Annotated in this window: 20 protein-coding genes; 18 read left to right on the top strand and 2 right to left on the bottom strand. The window is 51.2% G+C overall.

Annotated elements, in window-relative coordinates; translation table 11 throughout:
* The first annotated feature begins 11 nt into the window (after positions 1–11).
* The 10 genes from fabD to ptsG all read left to right on the top strand — a co-directional run bounded on the left by fabD (position 12) and on the right by ptsG (position 9,585).
* Complete coding sequence (gene fabD / locus WES_RS12515; RefSeq protein ID WP_016158065.1) at positions 12–941, top strand: ACP S-malonyltransferase; 930 nt, start codon at positions 12–14, stop codon at positions 939–941.
* A gap of 12 nt (positions 942–953) precedes the next feature.
* Positions 954–1,688 (top strand): 3-oxoacyl-ACP reductase FabG, encoded by a 735-nt coding sequence (gene fabG, locus WES_RS12510; protein WP_016158066.1) that lies wholly within the window; start codon positions 954–956, stop codon positions 1,686–1,688.
* A 210-nt stretch (positions 1,689–1,898) separates the two neighbouring features.
* Positions 1,899–2,135, top strand: a complete 237-nt coding sequence (acpP, locus tag WES_RS12505) for an acyl carrier protein (protein WP_000103754.1) — start codon at positions 1,899–1,901, stop codon at positions 2,133–2,135.
* Positions 2,136–2,223: 88 nt separating this feature from the next.
* The gene (gene fabF, locus WES_RS12500) at positions 2,224–3,465 is read left to right on the top strand and encodes a beta-ketoacyl-ACP synthase II (RefSeq protein ID WP_000044679.1); all 1,242 of its coding nucleotides are present in this window, start codon (positions 2,224–2,226) and stop codon (positions 3,463–3,465) included.
* 119 nt (positions 3,466–3,584) lie between these two features.
* Positions 3,585–4,394, top strand: coding sequence for an aminodeoxychorismate lyase (gene pabC / locus WES_RS12495; RefSeq protein ID WP_016158069.1), 810 nt, complete (start codon positions 3,585–3,587; stop codon positions 4,392–4,394).
* Between the two features lie 2 nt (positions 4,395–4,396).
* The gene (gene yceG / locus WES_RS12490) at positions 4,397–5,419 is read left to right on the top strand and encodes a cell division protein YceG (protein ID WP_016158070.1); all 1,023 of its coding nucleotides are present in this window, start codon (positions 4,397–4,399) and stop codon (positions 5,417–5,419) included.
* Complete coding sequence (gene tmk / locus WES_RS12485; protein WP_016158071.1) at positions 5,409–6,050, top strand: dTMP kinase; 642 nt, start codon at positions 5,409–5,411, stop codon at positions 6,048–6,050. Before yceG ends, tmk begins: the two co-directional genes overlap by 11 nt.
* Positions 6,047–7,051: a DNA polymerase III subunit delta' gene (gene holB, locus WES_RS12480; protein ID WP_001267911.1), complete on the top strand. Its 1,005-nt coding sequence runs from the start codon at positions 6,047–6,049 to the stop codon at positions 7,049–7,051. Before tmk ends, holB begins: the two co-directional genes overlap by 4 nt.
* A 10-nt stretch (positions 7,052–7,061) precedes the next feature.
* On the top strand, positions 7,062–7,859 hold the full coding sequence (locus tag WES_RS12475; protein ID WP_016158072.1) for a metal-dependent hydrolase: 798 nt from the start codon (positions 7,062–7,064) through the stop codon (positions 7,857–7,859).
* Between the two features lie 292 nt (positions 7,860–8,151).
* A complete protein-coding gene (gene ptsG, locus WES_RS12470) occupies positions 8,152–9,585 on the top strand; it encodes a PTS glucose transporter subunit IIBC (protein WP_000475698.1) in 1,434 nt (477 codons plus the stop codon).
* 59 nt (positions 9,586–9,644) lie between these two features.
* On the opposite strand, the gene fhuE is transcribed toward ptsG, so the two are convergent.
* Complete coding sequence (fhuE, locus tag WES_RS12465; protein WP_016158073.1) at positions 9,645–11,834, bottom strand: ferric-rhodotorulic acid/ferric-coprogen receptor FhuE; 2,190 nt, start codon at positions 11,832–11,834, stop codon at positions 9,645–9,647.
* A gap of 333 nt (positions 11,835–12,167) precedes the next feature.
* Between fhuE and hinT the strand changes: the two genes are divergently transcribed.
* The 8 genes from hinT (at position 12,168) to WES_RS12425 (ending at position 18,440) form a co-directional block, all read left to right on the top strand.
* Positions 12,168–12,527, top strand: a complete 360-nt coding sequence (gene hinT / locus WES_RS12460) for a purine nucleoside phosphoramidase (RefSeq protein ID WP_000807125.1) — start codon at positions 12,168–12,170, stop codon at positions 12,525–12,527.
* A gap of 2 nt (positions 12,528–12,529) precedes the next feature.
* Positions 12,530–12,907 (top strand): YcfL family putative periplasmic lipoprotein, encoded by a 378-nt coding sequence (locus tag WES_RS12455; RefSeq protein ID WP_001225286.1) that lies wholly within the window; start codon positions 12,530–12,532, stop codon positions 12,905–12,907.
* Between the two features lie 13 nt (positions 12,908–12,920).
* A complete protein-coding gene (gene lpoB / locus WES_RS12450; protein ID WP_000164442.1) occupies positions 12,921–13,562 on the top strand; it encodes a penicillin-binding protein activator LpoB in 642 nt (213 codons plus the stop codon).
* Positions 13,543–14,367: a thiamine kinase gene (thiK, locus tag WES_RS12445; RefSeq protein WP_001116777.1), complete on the top strand. Its 825-nt coding sequence runs from the start codon at positions 13,543–13,545 to the stop codon at positions 14,365–14,367. The genes lpoB and thiK overlap by 20 nt, the downstream gene beginning before the upstream one ends.
* Positions 14,368–14,377: 10 nt before the next feature.
* On the top strand, positions 14,378–15,403 hold the full coding sequence (gene nagZ / locus WES_RS12440) for a beta-N-acetylhexosaminidase (protein ID WP_016158074.1): 1,026 nt from the start codon (positions 14,378–14,380) through the stop codon (positions 15,401–15,403).
* Between the two features lie 22 nt (positions 15,404–15,425).
* Positions 15,426–15,968, top strand: a complete 543-nt coding sequence (gene ycfP, locus WES_RS12435; RefSeq protein WP_016158075.1) for an alpha/beta hydrolase YcfP — start codon at positions 15,426–15,428, stop codon at positions 15,966–15,968.
* 401 nt (positions 15,969–16,369) lie between these two features.
* Entirely contained in the window at positions 16,370–17,674 is a 1,305-nt protein-coding gene (gene ndh / locus WES_RS12430) for an NADH-quinone dehydrogenase (protein ID WP_010352391.1), read from the top strand.
* Positions 17,675–17,900: 226 nt separating this feature from the next.
* Entirely contained in the window at positions 17,901–18,440 is a 540-nt protein-coding gene (locus WES_RS12425) for a glycine zipper 2TM domain-containing protein (protein ID WP_010350841.1), read from the top strand.
* 61 nt (positions 18,441–18,501) lie between these two features.
* Here WES_RS12425 and comR read toward each other — a convergent pair whose 3' ends face one another.
* Positions 18,502–19,134 (bottom strand): TetR family copper-responsive transcriptional repressor ComR, encoded by a 633-nt coding sequence (gene comR / locus WES_RS12420; RefSeq protein WP_016158076.1) that lies wholly within the window; start codon positions 19,132–19,134, stop codon positions 18,502–18,504.
* Between the last annotated feature and the right edge of the window lie 157 nt (positions 19,135–19,291).

Consider the following 19,291-nt stretch of genomic DNA (forward strand, 5'->3'; position numbering starts at 1 on the left):
AGGATTTAAAGATGACGCAATTTGCATTTGTGTTCCCTGGACAGGGCTCTCAAACCGTTGGGATGCTGGCTGATATGGCGGCGAGCTATCCTATTGTCGAAGAAACGTTTGCTGAAGCCTCTGCGGCGCTGGGCTACGACCTGTGGGCGCTGACCCAGCAGGGGCCTGCCGAAGAACTGAATAAAACCTGGCAAACCCAGCCTGCGCTGTTGACTGCATCTGTTGCGTTGTACCGTGTGTGGCAGCAGCAGGGCGGTAAAACACCGGCGATGATGGCCGGTCACAGCCTGGGTGAATACTCCGCGCTGGTTTGCGCTGGTGTGATTGATTTTGCTGATGCAGTGCGTCTGGTTGAGATGCGCGGCAGGTTCATGCAGGAAGCTGTACCGGAAGGGACAGGCGCAATGGCGGCAATCATCGGTCTTGATGATGCGTCTATTGCTAAAGCTTGCGAAGAAGCTGCAGAAGGTCAGGTGGTTTCTCCGGTAAACTTTAACTCTCCGGGTCAGGTCGTTATTGCCGGTCATAAAGAAGCGGTTGAACGTGCAGGTGCAGCCTGTAAAGCTGCGGGCGCAAAACGTGCGTTGCCGTTGCCAGTGAGCGTACCGTCTCACTGTGCGCTGATGAAACCGGCTGCCGACAAACTGGCTGTTGAATTGGCGAAAATCACCTTCAATACCCCAACCGTCCCGGTTGTGAATAACGTTGATGTGAAATGCGAAACTAATGGCGATGCTATCCGTGATGCGCTGGTACGTCAGCTGTATAATCCGGTTCAATGGACGAAATCTGTTGAATACATGGCAGCGCAAGGCGTTGAACATCTTTATGAAGTGGGACCAGGCAAAGTGCTTACTGGCCTGACAAAACGCATTGTCGACACCCTGACCGCCTCGGCGCTGAACGAACCTTCAGCGATGGCAGCGGCGCTCGAGCTTTAAAAGAGGAAAAACATGAATTTTGAAGGAAAAATCGCACTTGTAACCGGTGCAAGCCGTGGGATTGGTCGCGCAATTGCGGAAACGCTCGGAGCTCGTGGCGCGAAAGTTATCGGTACTGCGACCAGTGAAAGCGGTGCTCAGGCGATCAGCGATTATTTAGGTGATAACGGTAAAGGTCTGATGTTGAATGTGACCGACCCGGCATCTATCGAATCTGTTCTGGAAAAAATTCGCGCAGAATTTGGTGAAGTCGATATCCTGGTCAATAATGCCGGTATCACTCGTGATAACCTGTTAATGCGAATGAAAGATGATGAGTGGAACGATATTATCGAAACCAACCTTTCATCTGTTTTCCGTCTGTCAAAAGCGGTAATGCGCGCTATGATGAAAAAGCGTCATGGTCGTATTATCACTATCGGTTCTGTGGTTGGTACCATGGGAAATGGCGGTCAGGCCAACTACGCTGCGGCGAAAGCGGGCTTGATCGGCTTCAGTAAATCCCTGGCGCGCGAAGTTGCGTCACGTGGTATTACTGTAAACGTTGTTGCTCCGGGCTTTATTGAAACGGACATGACACGTGCGCTGAGCGATGACCAGCGTGCGGGTATCCTGGCGCAGGTTCCTGCGGGTCGCCTCGGCGGCGCACAGGAAATCGCCAACGCGGTTGCATTCCTGGCATCCGACGAAGCAGCTTACATCACGGGTGAAACTTTGCATGTGAACGGCGGGATGTACATGGTCTGACCGCGATTTGCACAAAATGCTCATGTTGCGCGCAGTCTGCGTGGTTATGAGTAATAATTAGTGCAAAATGATTTGCGTTGTTGGGGGGTATGGCCTCAAAATAACGTAAAATCGTGGTAAGACCTGCCGGGATTTAGTTGCAAATTTTTCAACATTTTATACACTACGAAAACCATCGCGAAAGCGAGTTTTGATAGGAAATTTAAGAGTATGAGCACTATCGAAGAACGCGTTAAGAAAATTATCGGCGAACAGCTGGGCGTTAAGCAGGAAGAAGTTACCAACAATGCTTCTTTCGTTGAAGACCTGGGCGCGGATTCTCTTGACACCGTTGAGCTGGTAATGGCTCTGGAAGAAGAGTTTGATACTGAGATTCCGGACGAAGAAGCTGAGAAAATCACCACCGTTCAGGCTGCCATTGATTACATCAACGGCCACCAGGCGTAAGTGAACATCTCCAGGCGGTCGTTCGACCGCCTGAGTTTTATCTTTTTGTCCCACTAGAATCATTTTTTTCCCTCCCTGGAGGACAAACGTGTCTAAGCGTCGTGTAGTTGTGACCGGACTGGGCATGTTGTCTCCTGTCGGCAATACCGTAGAGTCTACCTGGAAAGCTCTGCTTGCCGGTCAGAGTGGCATCAGCCTAATCGACCATTTCGATACTAGCGCCTATGCAACGAAATTTGCTGGCTTAGTAAAGGATTTTAACTGTGAGGACATTATCTCGCGCAAAGAACAGCGCAAGATGGATGCCTTCATTCAATATGGAATTGTCGCTGGCGTTCAGGCCATGCAGGATTCTGGCCTTGAAATAACGGAAGAGAACGCAACCCGCATTGGTGCCGCAATTGGCTCCGGGATTGGCGGCCTCGGACTGATCGAAGAAAACCACACATCTTTGATGAACGGTGGTCCACGTAAGATCAGCCCATTCTTCGTTCCGTCAACGATTGTGAACATGGTGGCAGGTCACCTGACTATCATGTATGGCCTGCGTGGCCCAAGCATCTCTATCGCGACCGCCTGTACTTCCGGCGTGCACAACATTGGTCATGCTGCGCGTATTATCGCGTATGGCGATGCTGACGTGATGGTTGCAGGTGGCGCAGAGAAAGCCAGTACGCCGCTGGGCGTTGGCGGTTTCGGCGCGGCACGTGCATTATCTACCCGCAATGATAACCCGCAAGCGGCTAGCCGCCCGTGGGATAAAGAGCGTGATGGTTTCGTACTGGGCGATGGTGCCGGTATGCTGGTGCTCGAAGAGTACGAACACGCGAAAAAACGCGGTGCGAAAATTTACGCTGAACTCGTCGGCTTTGGTATGAGCAGCGATGCCTATCATATGACGTCGCCGCCGGAAAATGGCGCAGGCGCAGCTCTGGCAATGGCAAATGCTCTGCGTGATGCAGGTATTGAAGCGAGCCAGATTGGCTACGTTAACGCGCACGGTACTTCAACGCCTGCTGGCGATAAAGCCGAAGCGCAGGCAGTGAAAACCATCTTCGGTGAAGCTGCAAGCCGTGTGCTGGTAAGCTCCACGAAATCCATGACCGGTCACCTGTTAGGTGCGGCGGGTGCGGTAGAGTCTATCTACTCCATCCTGGCGCTGCGCGATCAGGCTGTTCCGCCGACCATCAACCTGGATAACCCGGATGAAGGTTGCGATCTGGATTTCGTACCGCACGAAGCACGTCAGGTCAGCGGAATGGAGTATACCCTGTGTAACTCCTTCGGCTTCGGCGGCACTAATGGTTCTTTGATCTTTAAAAAGATCTAAGTTGCTATTTCCCACCTGTATAAAAGGTCCGCTTGCGGGCCTTTTTTCTTAGGTTTTATTCAGACTTGTTCCGCAGTGAACATGCTGCCACACTAACAATCCTCTGATAAGGAGCCGGTATGTTCTTAATTAACGGTCATAAACAGGATTCGCTGGCAGCAAGCGATCGGGCAACGCAATTTGGCGATGGTTGTTTCACCACAGCCAGAATTATCGACGGTGAAGTCAGTTTGTTATCCGCGCATATACAGCGACTACAGGAAGCCACTCAGCGGTTAATGATCGCCTGTGATTTCTGGCCGCAGCTTGAGCAAGAGATGAAAACGCTGGCAGCAGCACAGCAGAACGGTGTGCTGAAAGTGGTGATCAGTCGCGGCAGTGGTGGGCGAGGATACAGCACATTGAACAGCGGTCCGGCAACGCGCATTCTCTCCGTTGCGGCTTACCCTGCACATTATGACCGCTTACGCAAAGAGGGCATTACTCTGGCGCTAAGTCCAGTACGCCTTGGACGCAATCCTTATCTCGCAGGTATTAAACATCTTAATCGGCTTGAGCAAGTGCTAATTCGCTCTCATCTTGAGCAGACAAACGCCGATGAGGCGCTGGTTCTTGACAGCGAAGGGTGGGTTACGGAATGCTGTGCGGCTAATTTGTTATGGCGCAAGAGCAACGTAGTTTATACGCCGCGTCTGGATCAGGCTGGTGTCAACGGTATTATGCGACAATTCTGCATCCGTTTACTGGCACAATCCTCTTATCAGCTTGTCGAAGTACAAGCCTCGCTGGAGGAGGTGATGCAGGCAGATGAGATGGTAGTTTGTAATGCGTTGATGCCAGTGATTCCCGTGCGTGCCTGTGGCGAGGCCTCCTTTTCGTCAACAATGCTATATGAATATTTAGCCCCACTTTGTGAGCACCCGAATTAGTCATGAAAAAAGTGTTATTGATTGTTTTGTTATTGCTGGTGGTACTGGGTATCGCCGCTGGTGTGGGCGTCTGGAAGGTTCGCCACCTCGCCGACAGCAAATTACTTATTAAAGAAGAGACGATATTTACTCTGAAACCGGGGACCGGACGTCTGGCGCTCGGTGAACAGCTTTATGCCGATAAGATCATCAATCGCCCACGGGTATTTCAATGGCTGCTGCGTATCGAGCCGGATCTTTCTCATTTCAAAGCCGGGACTTACCGCTTTACACCGCAGATGACCGTGCGTGAGATGCTGAAATTGCTGGAAAGCGGTAAAGAAGCACAGTTTCCACTACGCCTGGTGGAGGGGATGCGTCTGAGCGATTACCTCAAGCAATTGCGTGAGGCCCCGTATATCAAGCATACGCTGAGCGACGATAAGTACGCCACCGTAGCGCAGGCACTTGAACTGGAAAACCCGGAGTGGATTGAAGGTTGGTTCTGGCCAGACACCTGGATGTATACCGCCAATACCACCGATATTGCGTTACTCAAGCGAGCGCACAAGAAAATGGTGAAAGCGGTAGAAAGCGCCTGGGAAGGGCGTGCGGACGGTCTGCCCTATAAAGATAAGAACCAGCTGGTAACGATGGCGTCAATTATCGAAAAAGAAACGGCCGTTGCCAGTGAACGCGATCAAGTTGCCTCGGTATTTATCAACCGCTTACGCATTGGTATGCGCCTGCAGACCGACCCGACGGTGATTTACGGGATGGGAGAGCGTTATAATGGCAAACTTTCTCGTGCAGATCTGGAAACGCCGACAGCGTATAACACCTACACCATAACTGGTCTGCCGCCAGGCGCGATTGCTACGCCGGGGGCAGATTCGCTGAAGGCTGCTGCGCATCCGGCGAAAACGCCGTATCTCTATTTTGTGGCCGATGGTAAAGGTGGTCACACGTTTAATACCAATCTTGCCAGTCATAACAAGTCTGTGCAGGATTATCTGAAAGTGCTTAAGGAAAAAAATGCGCAGTAAGTATATCGTCATTGAAGGGCTGGAAGGCGCAGGCAAAACCACCGCACGCAACGTGGTGGTTGAGACGCTTGAGCAACTGGGTATCCGCGACATGGTTTTCACTCGGGAACCCGGCGGTACGCAACTTGCCGAAAAGTTAAGAAGCCTGGTGCTGGATATCAAATCGGTAGGCGATGAAGTCATTACCGATAAAGCCGAAGTGCTGATGTTTTATGCCGCGCGTGTACAACTGGTAGAAACCGTCATCAAACCGGCACTGGCAAACGGCACATGGGTGATTGGTGATCGCCACGATCTCTCCACTCAGGCGTATCAGGGCGGTGGTCGTGGTATTGACCAGCATATGCTGGCAACGTTGCGTGATGCCGTTCTTGGGGATTTTCGCCCTGATTTAACGCTCTATCTCGATGTTACTCCAGAAGTCGGCCTTAAGCGCGCGCGTGCACGCGGCGAGCTGGATCGCATTGAGCAAGAGTCTTTTGATTTCTTTAATCGCACCCGCGCTCGCTACCTGGAACTGGCTGCGCAAGATAAAAGCATTCACACTATTGATGCAACACAATCGCTGGAAGCCGTCATGGACGCGATTCGCACCACCGTGACTCGCTGGGTTAAGGAGCAGGGCGAATGAGATGGTATCCATGGTTACGACCTGATTTCGAAAAACTGGTAGCCAGCTATCAGGCCGGAAGGGGTCACCATGCGCTGCTCATTCAGGCATTACCTGGCATGGGCGATGATGCCTTAATCTACGCTCTGAGCCGTTATTTACTTTGCCAACAACCGCAGGGCCACAAAAGCTGTGGTCATTGTCGCGGATGCCAGTTGATGCAGGCGGGGACGCACCCCGATTATTACACTCTTGCTCCCGAAAAAGGGAAGAATGCTCTGGGCATTGATGCCGTGCGTGAAGTCACCGAAAAGCTTAATGAACACGCACGATTAGGCGGTGCGAAAGTTGTCTGGGTCACCGATGCTGCCTTGCTGACCGATGCCGCTGCCAATGCTTTGCTGAAAACACTGGAAGAGCCTCCAGCGGAAACCTGGTTTTTCCTCGCTACACGAGAACTTGAACGCTTACTGGCAACACTGCGCAGCCGTTGTCGCTTGCATTATCTTGCACCGCCGCCGGAACAGTACGCAGTGAGCTGGCTTGCGCGTGAAGTGACAATGTCACAAGAGGCTATGCTAACCGCATTGCGCCTGAGCGCCGGTTCGCCTGGCGCTGCATTGGGGCTGTTTCAAGGGGATATCTGGCAGGCACGTGAGACACTTTGTCAGGCGTTGGCAAACAGCGTGCAATCTGGCGACTGGTATTCGATGTTGTCGGCACTTAACCACGAACAAGCTCCGGCGCGTCTGCACTGGTTGGCAACTTTGTTGATGGATGCGCTCAAACGCCATTATGGCGCTTCACAAGTCACCAATGTTGATGTTCCTGGCGTTGTCGCCGCGCTGGCAAACCAGCTTTCTCCCTCTCGCCTGCAGGCTATACTGGGGGATGTTTGCCAAAGTCGTGAGCAGTTAATTTCTGTCACAGGCGTAAACCGCGAGCTTGTCATTACCGATCTTTTACTGCGTATTGAGCATTACCTGCAACCGGACGTTGTGTTACCGGTTCCTCATCTTTAAGAGAGACATTATGTTTTTAGTCGACTCACACTGCCATCTTGATGGTTTGAATTATGAATCTTTACACAAGGACGTGGATGATGTTCTGGCGAAAGCCGCCGCGCGCGATGTGAAATTTTGTCTGGCGGTCGCCACGACATTGCCCGGTTACCTGCATATGCGGGATCTGGTTGGCGAACGTGACAACGTCGTTTTTTCTTGCGGTGTGCATCCGCTAAACCAGAATGATCCCTACGATGTGGAAGATTTACGCCGTCTGGCAGCAGAAGAGGGCGTTGTTGCGCTGGGTGAAACCGGGATGGATTATTATTACACGCCGGAAACAAAAGTCCGTCAGCAAGAATCCTTCATTCATCATATCCAGATTGGTCGCGAACTGAACAAGCCGGTTATCGTCCATACGCGTGACGCCCGCGCCGATACGCTGGCTATTCTGCGTGAAGAAAAAGTGACGGATTGTGGTGGCGTACTACACTGTTTTACAGAGGACAAAGAAACGGCGGGCAAGTTACTGGATCTCGGATTTTACATCTCCTTTTCCGGCATTGTGACCTTCCGTAATGCGGAACAACTGCGCGATGCCGCGCGTTATGTCCCGCTGGATCGGCTACTGGTGGAAACTGACTCGCCTTACCTGGCGCCAGTGCCACATCGAGGAAAAGAGAATCAACCTGCGATGGTTCGTGACGTTGCAGAATACATGGCTGTGTTGAAAGGTGTTGCCGTTGAAGAACTGGCGCAGGTAACCACCGATAACTTCGCCCGTCTGTTTCACATCGACGCTTCCCGCCTGCAGTCCATCAGTTGAATGAATTTTTTTTAAGCTCGTAATTAATGGTTAAAACGAGTAAAGTTCACCGCCGCAAATTGGGCGGTGGCTAACCATGCTTGAAACATTTTGACATATGTTTTGTCAAAATGTGCAACTTCGCTAAAGACCTGAAGTTGAAACGTGATAGCCGTCAAACAAATCGACACTGAATTATTTTACTCTGTGTAATAAATAAAGGGCGCTTAGATGCCCTGTACACGGCAAGGTTCTCCCCCCTTGCCACGCGTGAGAACGTAAAAAGCACCCATACTCAGGAGCACTCTCAATTATGTTTAAGAATGCATTTGCTAACCTGCAAAAGGTCGGTAAATCGCTGATGCTGCCGGTATCCGTACTGCCTATCGCAGGTATTCTGCTGGGCGTCGGTTCCGCGAATTTCAGCTGGCTGCCAGCCGTTGTATCGCATGTTATGGCAGAAGCAGGCGGTTCCGTCTTTGCAAACATGCCACTTATTTTTGCGATCGGTGTCGCCCTTGGCTTTACCAATAACGATGGCGTATCCGCTCTTGCCGCAGTTGTTGCCTATGGCATCATGGTAAAAACCATGGCTGTGGTCGCGCCGCTGGTACTGCATTTACCTGCTGAAGAAATTGCCGCTAAACATCTGGCGGATACTGGCGTACTTGGGGGGATCATCTCCGGTGCGATTGCAGCGTACATGTTTAACCGTTTCTACCGTATTAAGCTGCCTGAGTATCTTGGCTTCTTTGCCGGTAAACGCTTTGTACCGATCATTTCTGGTCTGGCTGCCATCTTTACTGGCGTTGTGCTGTCCTTCATTTGGCCGCCGATTGGTTCCGCAATCCAGACCTTCTCCCAGTGGGCTGCTTACCAGAACCCGGTAGTTGCATTTGGTATTTACGGCTTCATCGAACGTTGTCTGGTGCCGTTTGGTCTGCACCACATCTGGAACGTACCTTTCCAGATGCAGATTGGTGAATACACCAACGCAGCAGGTCAGGTCTTCCACGGCGATATTCCGCGTTATATGGCGGGTGACCCGACTGCGGGTAAACTGTCTGGCGGCTTCCTGTTCAAAATGTACGGTCTGCCGGCTGCTGCAATTGCTATCTGGCACTCTGCTAAACCAGAAAACCGCGCTAAAGTTGGCGGTATCATGATCTCCGCTGCGTTGACCTCGTTCCTGACCGGTATCACCGAGCCGATCGAGTTCTCCTTCATGTTCGTTGCGCCGATCCTGTACATCATCCACGCGATTCTGGCTGGTCTGGCATTCCCAATCTGTATTCTGCTGGGAATGCGCGACGGTACGTCGTTCTCGCACGGCCTGATCGACTTCATCGTACTGTCTGGTAACAGTAGCAAACTGTGGCTGTTCCCGATTGTCGGTATTGGTTATGCGATTGTTTACTACACCATCTTCCGTGTGCTGATTAAAGCTCTGGATTTGAAAACGCCGGGCCGCGAAGACGCAACTGAAGATGCGAAAGCAACCGGTACTAGCGAAATGGCTCCGGCTCTGGTTGCCGCATTTGGTGGTAAAGAAAACATCACTAACCTCGACGCATGTATTACTCGTCTGCGCGTCAGCGTTGCTGATGTGTCCAAAGTGGATCAGGCTGGCCTGAAGAAACTGGGCGCAGCGGGCGTAGTGGTTGCTGGTTCTGGTGTTCAGGCGATTTTCGGTACTAAATCCGATAACCTGAAAACCGAGATGGATGAGTATATCCGCAACAACTAATCAGTAGAATGTTGGGGAGACTAAGGCAGCCGAATGGCTGCCTTTTTTACAGGTGTTAATCAGAATTGATACGTGCCGGTAATACTGAAATTACGTGGTGCGCCGTAGACGATAGAACCTTCCACATTGGTATCGTAGGTTTTGTCGAACAGGTTATTGACGTTCCCCTGCAACGAGAAGTTTTTCGTCACCTGGTAGCGGGTGAACAGATCCACCAGCGCGTAGCTACCTTGCTCGGCGCGGAAGGTGCCATACGGTGTCACGGTGTCGGTATACACCCGATTTTGCCAGTTAACGCCGCCGCCGACCGTCAACTCTGGCATGACAGGCGACCGATAGCTGGTAAACATTTTAACCGTGGTACGTGGCAGATTCGGATTAACGGCATTCCCCTCGTTATCTTCCGCCACATAGCGCGTTGCGCCAAACGTCAGCTGCCAGTTATCGGTAATTGCGCCGTTAAGTTCAAATTCCACGCCTTTACTTACTGTCCCATCCACCGCTTTATAGGCGGTTTCGCCGTTACTGCCGGGGATAGGCATTCCGGTGGACTGGGCGACATTATCCTGCTCAATACGGAAGATGGCTAACGTGGTGGTCAGACGGCTATTCATCCAGTCTGATTTTAGACCCAGTTCGTAGTTGTTACCGGTGATTGGCGCCAGATATTTGCCCGAACTGTCGCGATCATTTTGCGGCTGGAAAATAGAGGTATAGCTGGCATAGGTCGACCAGTTGTCATTGATGTCAAACACCAGACCCGCATAAGGCGTAGTGTGGTTTTTCTCCATGCTGTAAGTCAGCGTATCAACCCGCCAGTTGGTATAACGTGCGCCGAGGATAAGATGCAGCGGATCGGCAAGGGTGACACGAGTGGCGGCATATAACGATTTCATATGTGTGGTATCGTCCTGCGCCAGGCTTTGCGGCGCCCAGTTAGTCTGCGGGAAGTTACCGTTGAAGTTGTAGAAACTGCCAATTTCATTGGGGAAAACGTTAGCCCAGGAGCTGAAATAGCGGTTGTTTTGTTTACTGTAGCTACCGCCGAGCATCAGATTGTGCTGGTGACCAAATAATTCATAACTGCCGTCGGCAAACAGATCCAGCGCGTCAACTTTACGTTTGCCACTGTTCCAGCCAGTGCCGCCAACATAATCAAATCCGGGGCCATAGCTGCCATATGGTCCCACCAGCGTTCCATCTGCTTTATTTACGTAGGCATCGACATACATCATTTTGCTGTCAAATTCGACTTCGGAATGGGTAGCATTCAGCGTCGCCTGCCAGGTATCGGCAAATCGCTGCTTCAGTGACAGAAAGACTTTGTTGATCTCTTTGTCGTTATACGCCCAGTCAGGCGCGGTACTGCGGGCGCGATCGTAACTGTTGCTGCTGCCATCGGTATTCCAGCGTGGCAGGCCGCCCCAGGTCGGGCTGTTAACATCAATACGTTGATATTCATAACCGGCAGAAAATGTGGTCAGCTCGCCCAAATCAGCATCCACAATGCCGGAGAAGAAAGTTTTTTCGCTATTGTAGCGATCCAGCCATAAATCGTTGTTCTGATAGCCGCCAACAATTCGTGCGCGGACTTTACCATCTTCCGTGAGCGGACTTTGTAAATCCGCCACATAACGTTCTTTGTTCCAGCTACCGTATTCCGCCGAGACATCGCCTTTAAATTCACGGCTGGTGGCGTGTTTGCGGACCATATTAATCGCCGCAGAAGGATTGCCGGTGCCGGTCATTAGCCCGGTCGCGCCACGCACCACTTCTACACGCTCGAACAGCGCCATATCCGTGAGTGCGTCGCCCAGATTCCAGCGCGATTCAAAATAGGTGGGGATGCCATCGACCATATAGTTATCGATCTGGAATCCACGCGAATAATAGAGGGTGCGGTCGGAGTCGGCCTGGCTTTTGCTTATCCCCAGAGTGTTTTCCATCACTTCGCCCAGCGTTTGCAGTTGCTGATCTTCCATTCGCTGCTGGCTGACAATAGTGACCGACTGTGGAATATCACGTTGAGTCATCTGCATTTTAGTACCTACAGAGGTAGACGTTACGCTGTAATCATTTTCGTCATTAACTGGAGCATTGGCAGCCCCTTCAACAATCACTGTTTCTTCGGCGGTTGGCACGGCCAGTGTAGCGGAAGGAAATAAAGCCAGAGCAATGCAGGCTGCGAGCAGCGACGGCGTGGCTGCGGCTTGATGCTGATTATCCCTGTTAAATTGTGTCGAAAGCATCTGAAATCTCTTGATTTATGTTGTAGTCAGGCTCATTCCAGAGGAGGGCGATGAGCAGTAATATTTAGCGCGCTAATAATTTTTCATGGTAATGAAAATGAGAAATATACGCATTCATATTTAACATGTAAACCAAAGAGAAAGTGTGTTTTCGGTTCATTCGCAGGCATAAAGGGGAATAATGGCGATGTATGCGGCAGTAAAACGGTTTTTTGCTTAATAAATCGTGGGTTAAGGTTGAAAGAGCGGGTTTAACTCGACCATACTCTATACTCGCAGTGTGGCGCGGCGTAGCATGGCGCAACGCATGACTATTTGAAAAAGGAAAATGTCGTGGCAGAAGAAACTATTTTCAGCAAAATTATTCGTCGTGAGATCCCCTCCGATATCGTCTACCAGGATGATCTGGTAACGGCGTTTCGCGATATTTCGCCGCAAGCGCCAACGCATATTTTAATCATTCCTAATATCCTGATTCCTACCGTAAACGACGTCTCTGCCGAGCATGAGCAGGCGCTGGGACGCATGATCACTGTAGCGGCAAAAATTGCTGAGCAAGAAGGCATTGCCGAAGATGGCTATCGTCTGATCATGAACACCAACCGCCATGGCGGGCAAGAGGTGTACCACATCCATATGCACTTGCTGGGTGGCCGTCCTCTGGGCCCAATGCTGGCGCATAAAGGTCTGTAACGATGAGAAAAGGATGCTTTGGGCTGGTGTCTCTGGCGCTGTTATTGCTGGTGGGGTGTCGTTCACATCCGGAGATTCCGGTGAATGAAGAACAATCTCTGGTGATTGAGTCATCTCTTCTGGCTGCGGGCATCAGTGCAGAAAAGCCCGTTCTTTCAATGTCTGATATTCAGCCTTCTGCATCCTCGACGCTTTATAACGAAAGGCAAGAACCCGTTACCGTTCATTATCGTTTTTACTGGTATGACGCCAGAGGACTGGAGATGCATCCTCTGGAAACGCCCCGCAGCGTTACCATTCCCGCACGTTCGGCGGTAACTCTGTACGGCAGCGCCAATTATCTGGGGGCGCACAAAGTCAGACTTTATCTATATTTGTAAGGGGTGAATCTTGATGACAAAAATGAGTCGCTACGCCTTAATCACCGCGCTGGCGATGTTTCTCGCCGGGTGTGTGGGGCAACGAGAACCAGCACCGGTAGAAGAGGTGAAACCTGCGCCGGAGCAACCTGCCGAGCCGCAACAGCCTGTACCAACCGTGCCATCGGTGCCGACGATCCCGCAGCAGCCAGGGCCAATTGAGCACGAAGATCAAACCGCACCGCCTGCGCCGCATATTCGTCATTATGACTGGAACGGTGCAATGCAGCCGATGGTCAGTAAAATGCTTGGGGCTGATGGTGTGACCGCAGGCAGCGTTCTGCTGGTTGATAGCGTTAACAACCGTACTAACGGCTCGCTGAATGCCGGAGAAGCGACCGAAACGCTACGTAATGCGCTGGCCAATAACGGTAAATTTACACTCGTTTCTGCCCAACAGCTTTCAATGGCCAAGCAGCAGTTAGGTTTGTCGCCGCAGGACAGTTTAGGCACTCGCAGTAAAGCGATTGGCATTGCCCGTAACGTCGGCGCTCATTATGTGCTGTACTCCAGTGCCTCTGGTAACGTCAACGCACCGACCCTGCAAATGCAACTCATGCTGGTGCAGACGGGTGAAATTATCTGGTCAGGTAAAGGTGCCGTTCAGCAACAATAATCCCATCACGCGCGACGAATTATTGTCGCGCTATTTCCCGCAGTATCATCCCGTCGCGACGTTTAATCATGGACTTAGCGGCGGGAGTTTTCTCATTGAACATCAGGATCTGCGTTTCGTTGTGCGTCAGACTCACGATCCTGATGCACCGCAGTCCGTGTTCCTGCGCCAGTATCGGGCGTTATCACGATTACCGGCATACCTTGCACCGAAGCCACATCTCTATATCCGTGGCTGGATGGTGGTTGACTATTTGCCCGGCGAGGTAAAAACGCAATTGCCGGATACCGACGAACTGGCAGGCTTGCTGTATTATCTGCATCAACAACCGCGCTTTGGCTGGCGAATAACCCTGCTGCCGTTACTGGAAAGGTACTGGCAGCGAAGCGATCCTGCGCGGCGGACAGCGGGTTGGCTGCGACTATTAAAACGTCTGCGCAAAATACGGGAACCACAGCCATTACGCTTAAGCCCATTGCATATGGATGTTCATGCCGGAAACTTAGTGCATAGTGCTTCTGGGTTAAAACTCATTGACTGGGAGTATGCTGGTGATGGCGATATCGCGCTGGAACTGGCGGCGGTGTGGGTGGAAAATACTGAGCAGCACCGGCAATTGGTCAATGACTATGCCGTGCGCGCAAAGATCAATCCGGCGCAATTATGGCGTCAGGTCAGGCGCTGGTTTCCCTGGTTGCTGATGCTCAAAGCAGGGTGGTTTGAGTACCGCTGGCAACAAAGCGGCGATCAACAATTTATCAGGCTTGCCGATGACACCTGGCGGCAGCTATCAATAAAACAATAAGGAGAGCAGTGTGGGTCCAGTAATGTTGGATGTTGAAGGTTACGAACTGGACGCGGAAGAGCGTGAAATACTGGCGCATCCGCTGGTGGGTGGGCTGATTCTCTTTACGCGTAACTATCATGATCCTGCCCAGTTACGCGAACTGGTGCGCCAAATCCGCACAGCTTCGCGCAATCACCTGGTGGTGGCGGTAGATCAGGAAGGTGGGCGCGTGCAGCGTTTTCGTGAAGGTTTTACCCGCTTGCCAGCGGCACAATCATTCGCTGCGCTGTTGGGAATGGAAGAAGGCGGCAAACTGGCACAAGAGGCAGGCTGGTTGATGGCCAGCGAAATGATCGCCATGGATATTGATATCAGCTTTGCACCCGTGCTGGATGTAGGGCACATTAGCGCGGCGATTGGCGAGCGTTCTTACCATGCCGATCCCGAAAAAGCCCTCGCAATCGCCAGCCGGTTTATTGATGGTATGCATGAAGCCGGAATGAAAACCACCGGTAAACACTTTCCAGGCCACGGTGCAGTAACGGCTGACTCACACAAAGAGACGCCGTGCGACCCACGTCCGCAAGCGGAAATTCGCGCCAAAGATATGTCAGTCTTCAGTACGTTAATTCGCGAACATAAACTCGACGCCATTATGCCTGCGCATGTGATCTACAGCGATGTTGATCCGCGTCCGGCGAGCGGTTCTCCCTACTGGCTGAAAACCGTTTTACGCCAGGAACTGGGGTTTGACGGCGTGATTTTCTCAGACGATTTATCGATGGAAGGCGCCGCGATTATGGGCAGTTATGCCGAACGTGGGCAGGCATCACTGGATGCGGGTTGCGATATGATCCTGGTCTGCAATAATCGTAAGGGAGCCGTCAGCGTGTTAGATAATCTGTCACCGATCAAGGCAGAGCGTGTTACACGTTTGTATCATAAAGGTTCATTTTCGCGACAGGAGCTGATGGACTCGACTCGCTGGAAAGAGATCAGCGCCCGTCTGAATCAGTTACATGAACGCTGGCAGGAAGAGAAAGCAGGTCACTAACCCTGGCTTATGTGAGGAAGCGATGATTATCTATTTACACGGTTTTGACTCTAACAGTCCGGGTAACCACGAGAAAGTTTTACAATTGCAGTTTATTGACCCGGATGTACGCTTGATAAGCTACAGCACTCTGCATCCGAAACACGATATGCAGCATCTGCTCAAAGAAGTAGACAAAATGCTGCAACTGAATGTTGGCGAGCGCCCGCTAATTTGCGGTGTCGGGCTGGGTGGTTACTGGGCGGAACGGATTGGTTTTCTCTGCGATATCCGCCAGGTGATCTTCAACCCCAATTTGTTCCCTTACGAGAACATGGAAGGGAAGATTGATCGCCCGGAAGAGTACACCGATATCGCGACTAAATGTGTGACCAATTTCCGTGAGAAGAATCGCGATCGTTGTCTGGTGATTTTGTCGCGTAACGATGAGGCGCTTAACAGTCAGCGGACATCTGAAGAGTTGCATCATTATTACGAGATTGTCTGGGACGAAGAGCAGACGCACAAATTCAAAAATATCTCCCCGCATTTGCAGCGCATTAAGGCGTTCAAAACCCTCGGTTAAAAGCTATCGTCGGTCGCATCAGGTAACCTTGCTGGTATCTGATGCGCCCCGGATTCTGTAGGTTGGATGAAGCGTCCACGCCGCATCCGACAGCCGTGCACCAATGCCTGATGCGATGCTGCGCATTGTATCTGGCCTACCAAATGCCCTCCATATACGCCTCACCCTCCCGATTCCGCTTAAATAATAAACAACAATCTCTGTTTTTTGATCTCACCCGGTAAATCCGCCTATCTTTTCAGCAACAAAACTTGATTCATATCAATTTTGGTATGACCAATGCACCATTCATGTTATTCTCAATAGCGAAGAGCATTTTCATCACTGTAACCTGCTGTTAATTAAGGGCTATGCACATAACCATTAATTAACAATTGGTTAATAAATTTAAGGGGGTCACGTTGACTACGCCATTGAAAAAGATTGTGATTGTCGGCGGCGGTGCTGGTGGGCTGGAAATGGCGACACAGCTTGGACATAAGCTGGGACGTAAGAAAAAAGCCAAAATTACGCTGGTAGATCGCAACCACAGCCACCTGTGGAAACCGTTGCTGCACGAAGTAGCGACTGGCTCGCTCGATGAAGGCGTCGATGCACTGAGTTACCTGGCTCATGCGCGTAATCATGGTTTTCAGTTCCAGTTGGGTTCTGTGGTTGATATCGATAGAGAAGCGAAAACAATCACCATTGCTGAACTGCGCGACGAGAAAGGCGAACTGCTGGTGCCGGAACGCAAAATCGCTTATGACACGCTGGTGATGGCGCTGGGCAGCACCTCTAACGATTTCAATACGCCGGGTGTAAAAGAGAACTGTATTTTCCTCGATAACCCGCATCAGGCGCGTCGTTTCCATCAGGAGATGCTGAATCTGTTTCTGAAATACTCCGCCAACCTTGGCGCGAATGGCAAAGTGAATATTGCGATTGTTGGCGGCGGCGCGACTGGCGTAGAACTCTCCGCTGAATTGCACAACGCCGTCAAGCAACTGCACAGCTACGGTTACAAAGGCCTGACCAACGAAGCGTTGAACGTAACGCTGGTAGAAGCGGGCGAACGTATTTTGCCTGCGCTGCCGCCACGTATCTCTGCTGCCGCCCACAATGAGTTAACGAAACTGGGCGTTCGCGTGCTGACGCAAACCATGGTCACCAGCGCCGATAAAGGTGGTCTGCACACTAAAGATGGCGAATATATTGAGGCTGATCTGATGGTGTGGGCTGCCGGGATCAAAGCGCCAGATTTCCTGAAAGATATTGGCGGTCTCGAAACCAACCGTATCAACCAGCTGGTGGTGGAACCGACGCTGCAAACCACGCGCGATCCAGACATTTACGCTATTGGCGACTGTGCGTCATGCCCGCGTCCGGAAGGGGGTTTTGTCCCGCCGCGCGCTCAGGCCGCACACCAGATGGCTACCTGCGCAATGAACAATATTCTGGCGCAGATGAATGGCAAACCGCTGAAAAATTATCAGTATAAAGATCATGGTTCGCTGGTATCGCTGTCGAACTTCTCTACCGTCGGTAGCCTGATGGGTAACCTGACGCGCGGCTCAATGATGATTGAAGGGCGTATTGCGCGCTTTGTGTATATCTCGTTGTACCGGATGCATCAGATTGCGCTGCATGGCTACTTCAAAACTGGACTAATGATGTTGGTAGGTAGTATCAACCGCGTTATCCGTCCGCGTTTGAAACTGCATTAATCAACTTGTACTGGCGGATGCGGCGTAAATGCTTTATCCGCCCTGGACAAATGGTACGAGCGGCAGGCCTGATAAGACGCGTTAAGCGTCGTATCAGGCATTCCTTCAGACTCCTCCGAATCGTTAAGTATTTCCTGCCATTCCTGCGCTTTTCATCTTCTGTCTGATGGTTGTTTCACCCCTTCGATTGCATGATTGACATAACTGCAAAGAAGGAGGTGTTCCCGTGAATAAATCAATGTTGGCGGGTATCGGGATTGGTGTCGCGGCTGCGCTGGGCGTAGCGGCAGTGGCCAGCCTGAACGTGTTTGAACGTGGCCCGCAATACGCTCAGGTTGTTTCTGCAATCCCAATCAAGGAAACAGTTAAAACACCGCGCCAGGAGTGCCGCAATGTCACAGTGACCCATCGCCGGCCGGTGCAGGATGAAAATCGCATCGCGGGTTCAGTTCTGGGCGCTGTGGCTGGTGGGGTGATAGGGCATCAGTTTGGCGGTGGTCGCGGTAAGGATGTTGCTACAGTCGTCGGGGCGCTTGGTGGTGGATATGCTGGTAACCAGATTCAGGGCTCTCTCCAGGAACGTGATACTTACACCACCACCCAACAGCGTTGTAAAACGGTGTATGACAAGTCAGAAAAAATGCTCGGTTATGATGTGACCTATAAGATTGGCGATCAGCAGGGCAAAATCCGCATGGACCGCGATCCGGGTACACAAATCCAATTAGATAACAACGGGCAACTGATTCTGAATAACAAAGTATAACAAGGCTGTACTCTGCAATTTAGCCCCTCATTCGCTCAGGCTGAGGGGCTTTTTTTGCGTTTTATTTCACCAGTTCGGGCCATAAACGCAAAGTGGTTTGGGCAATCTGCATCAGTTTTTCCAGCGATGCGCCTTCGCGGGCGCTGACCGACATTCCCTGAATAATACAATTAAGGAATTCCGCCAGATGCGTCACGTCACAGTGGGTCGGGATTTCCCCGCGCGCCTGTCGTTGACATAAAAACTGCTGCAAAGTGCGCTCTTGCATCGCATGGCGTGATTTCAACGTATTGGCGATATCTCCTGAATCCGGGGAGAGCGTGGTGCAGTTGTTGATCATAAAGCAGCCAGCAGGGGTATCTTTGCTGGTAAAGCAGTTGGCGATGGCAGCGAAATAGTCAGTCAGCGCAGACACCACGCTTTTCTCTTCACAAAACAGTTGTGCTTCGTGCTTTGCGGCAAAACGGTCGATATAGCGATCCAGTACGGCGCGGAATAATCCCTCTTTATTGGTGAACTCCGCGTATAGCGTTGGCGCTTTGGCTCCGGTCGCTTCGACGAGATCGGCAAGAGAAGTAGCTTCATAACCGTGCTGCCAGAACAACTTCATGGCCTTATCAAGCGCGGCTTCCCTGTCGAACACTTTTGGGCGACCACGGCTTTTTTTTACACAATGTGTTGAGTCAGTTGCCATGATGCCGTTGTACCTTTTAGCTGTGAATGAATGGTTATTATAAAAATAATCACTTCCGTTCACCAGTCCAGAAGTCAGAAAAATAATTGTTCTCTATTTGACTGAAATTTAAAGAATTTTCATTTAATTAATGAATGTTATAAAAAACGTCTTGTAT

The organism is Escherichia sp. KTE31 (assembly GCF_000407925.1).
Classification (GTDB): domain Bacteria; phylum Pseudomonadota; class Gammaproteobacteria; order Enterobacterales; family Enterobacteriaceae; genus Escherichia; species Escherichia ruysiae.

Coding starts and splice junctions, on each gene's coding strand:
- holB (WP_001267911.1), top strand. CDS start 6,047: ATGAGATGGTATCCATGGTTACGACCTGATTTCGAAAAACTGGTAGCC.
- fabG (WP_016158066.1), top strand. CDS start 954: ATGAATTTTGAAGGAAAAATCGCACTTGTAACCGGTGCAAGCCGTGGG.
- pabC (WP_016158069.1), top strand. CDS start 3,585: ATGTTCTTAATTAACGGTCATAAACAGGATTCGCTGGCAGCAAGCGAT.
- WES_RS12475 (WP_016158072.1), top strand. CDS start 7,062: ATGTTTTTAGTCGACTCACACTGCCATCTTGATGGTTTGAATTATGAA.
- fhuE (WP_016158073.1), bottom strand. CDS start 11,834: ATGCTTTCGACACAATTTAACAGGGATAATCAGCATCAAGCCGCAGCC.
- acpP (WP_000103754.1), top strand. CDS start 1,899: ATGAGCACTATCGAAGAACGCGTTAAGAAAATTATCGGCGAACAGCTG.
- comR (WP_016158076.1), bottom strand. CDS start 19,134: ATGGCAACTGACTCAACACATTGTGTAAAAAAAAGCCGTGGTCGCCCA.
- WES_RS12455 (WP_001225286.1), top strand. CDS start 12,530: ATGAGAAAAGGATGCTTTGGGCTGGTGTCTCTGGCGCTGTTATTGCTG.
- tmk (WP_016158071.1), top strand. CDS start 5,409: ATGCGCAGTAAGTATATCGTCATTGAAGGGCTGGAAGGCGCAGGCAAA.
- ycfP (WP_016158075.1), top strand. CDS start 15,426: ATGATTATCTATTTACACGGTTTTGACTCTAACAGTCCGGGTAACCAC.
- fabD (WP_016158065.1), top strand. CDS start 12: ATGACGCAATTTGCATTTGTGTTCCCTGGACAGGGCTCTCAAACCGTT.
- lpoB (WP_000164442.1), top strand. CDS start 12,921: ATGACAAAAATGAGTCGCTACGCCTTAATCACCGCGCTGGCGATGTTT.
- ptsG (WP_000475698.1), top strand. CDS start 8,152: ATGTTTAAGAATGCATTTGCTAACCTGCAAAAGGTCGGTAAATCGCTG.
- yceG (WP_016158070.1), top strand. CDS start 4,397: ATGAAAAAAGTGTTATTGATTGTTTTGTTATTGCTGGTGGTACTGGGT.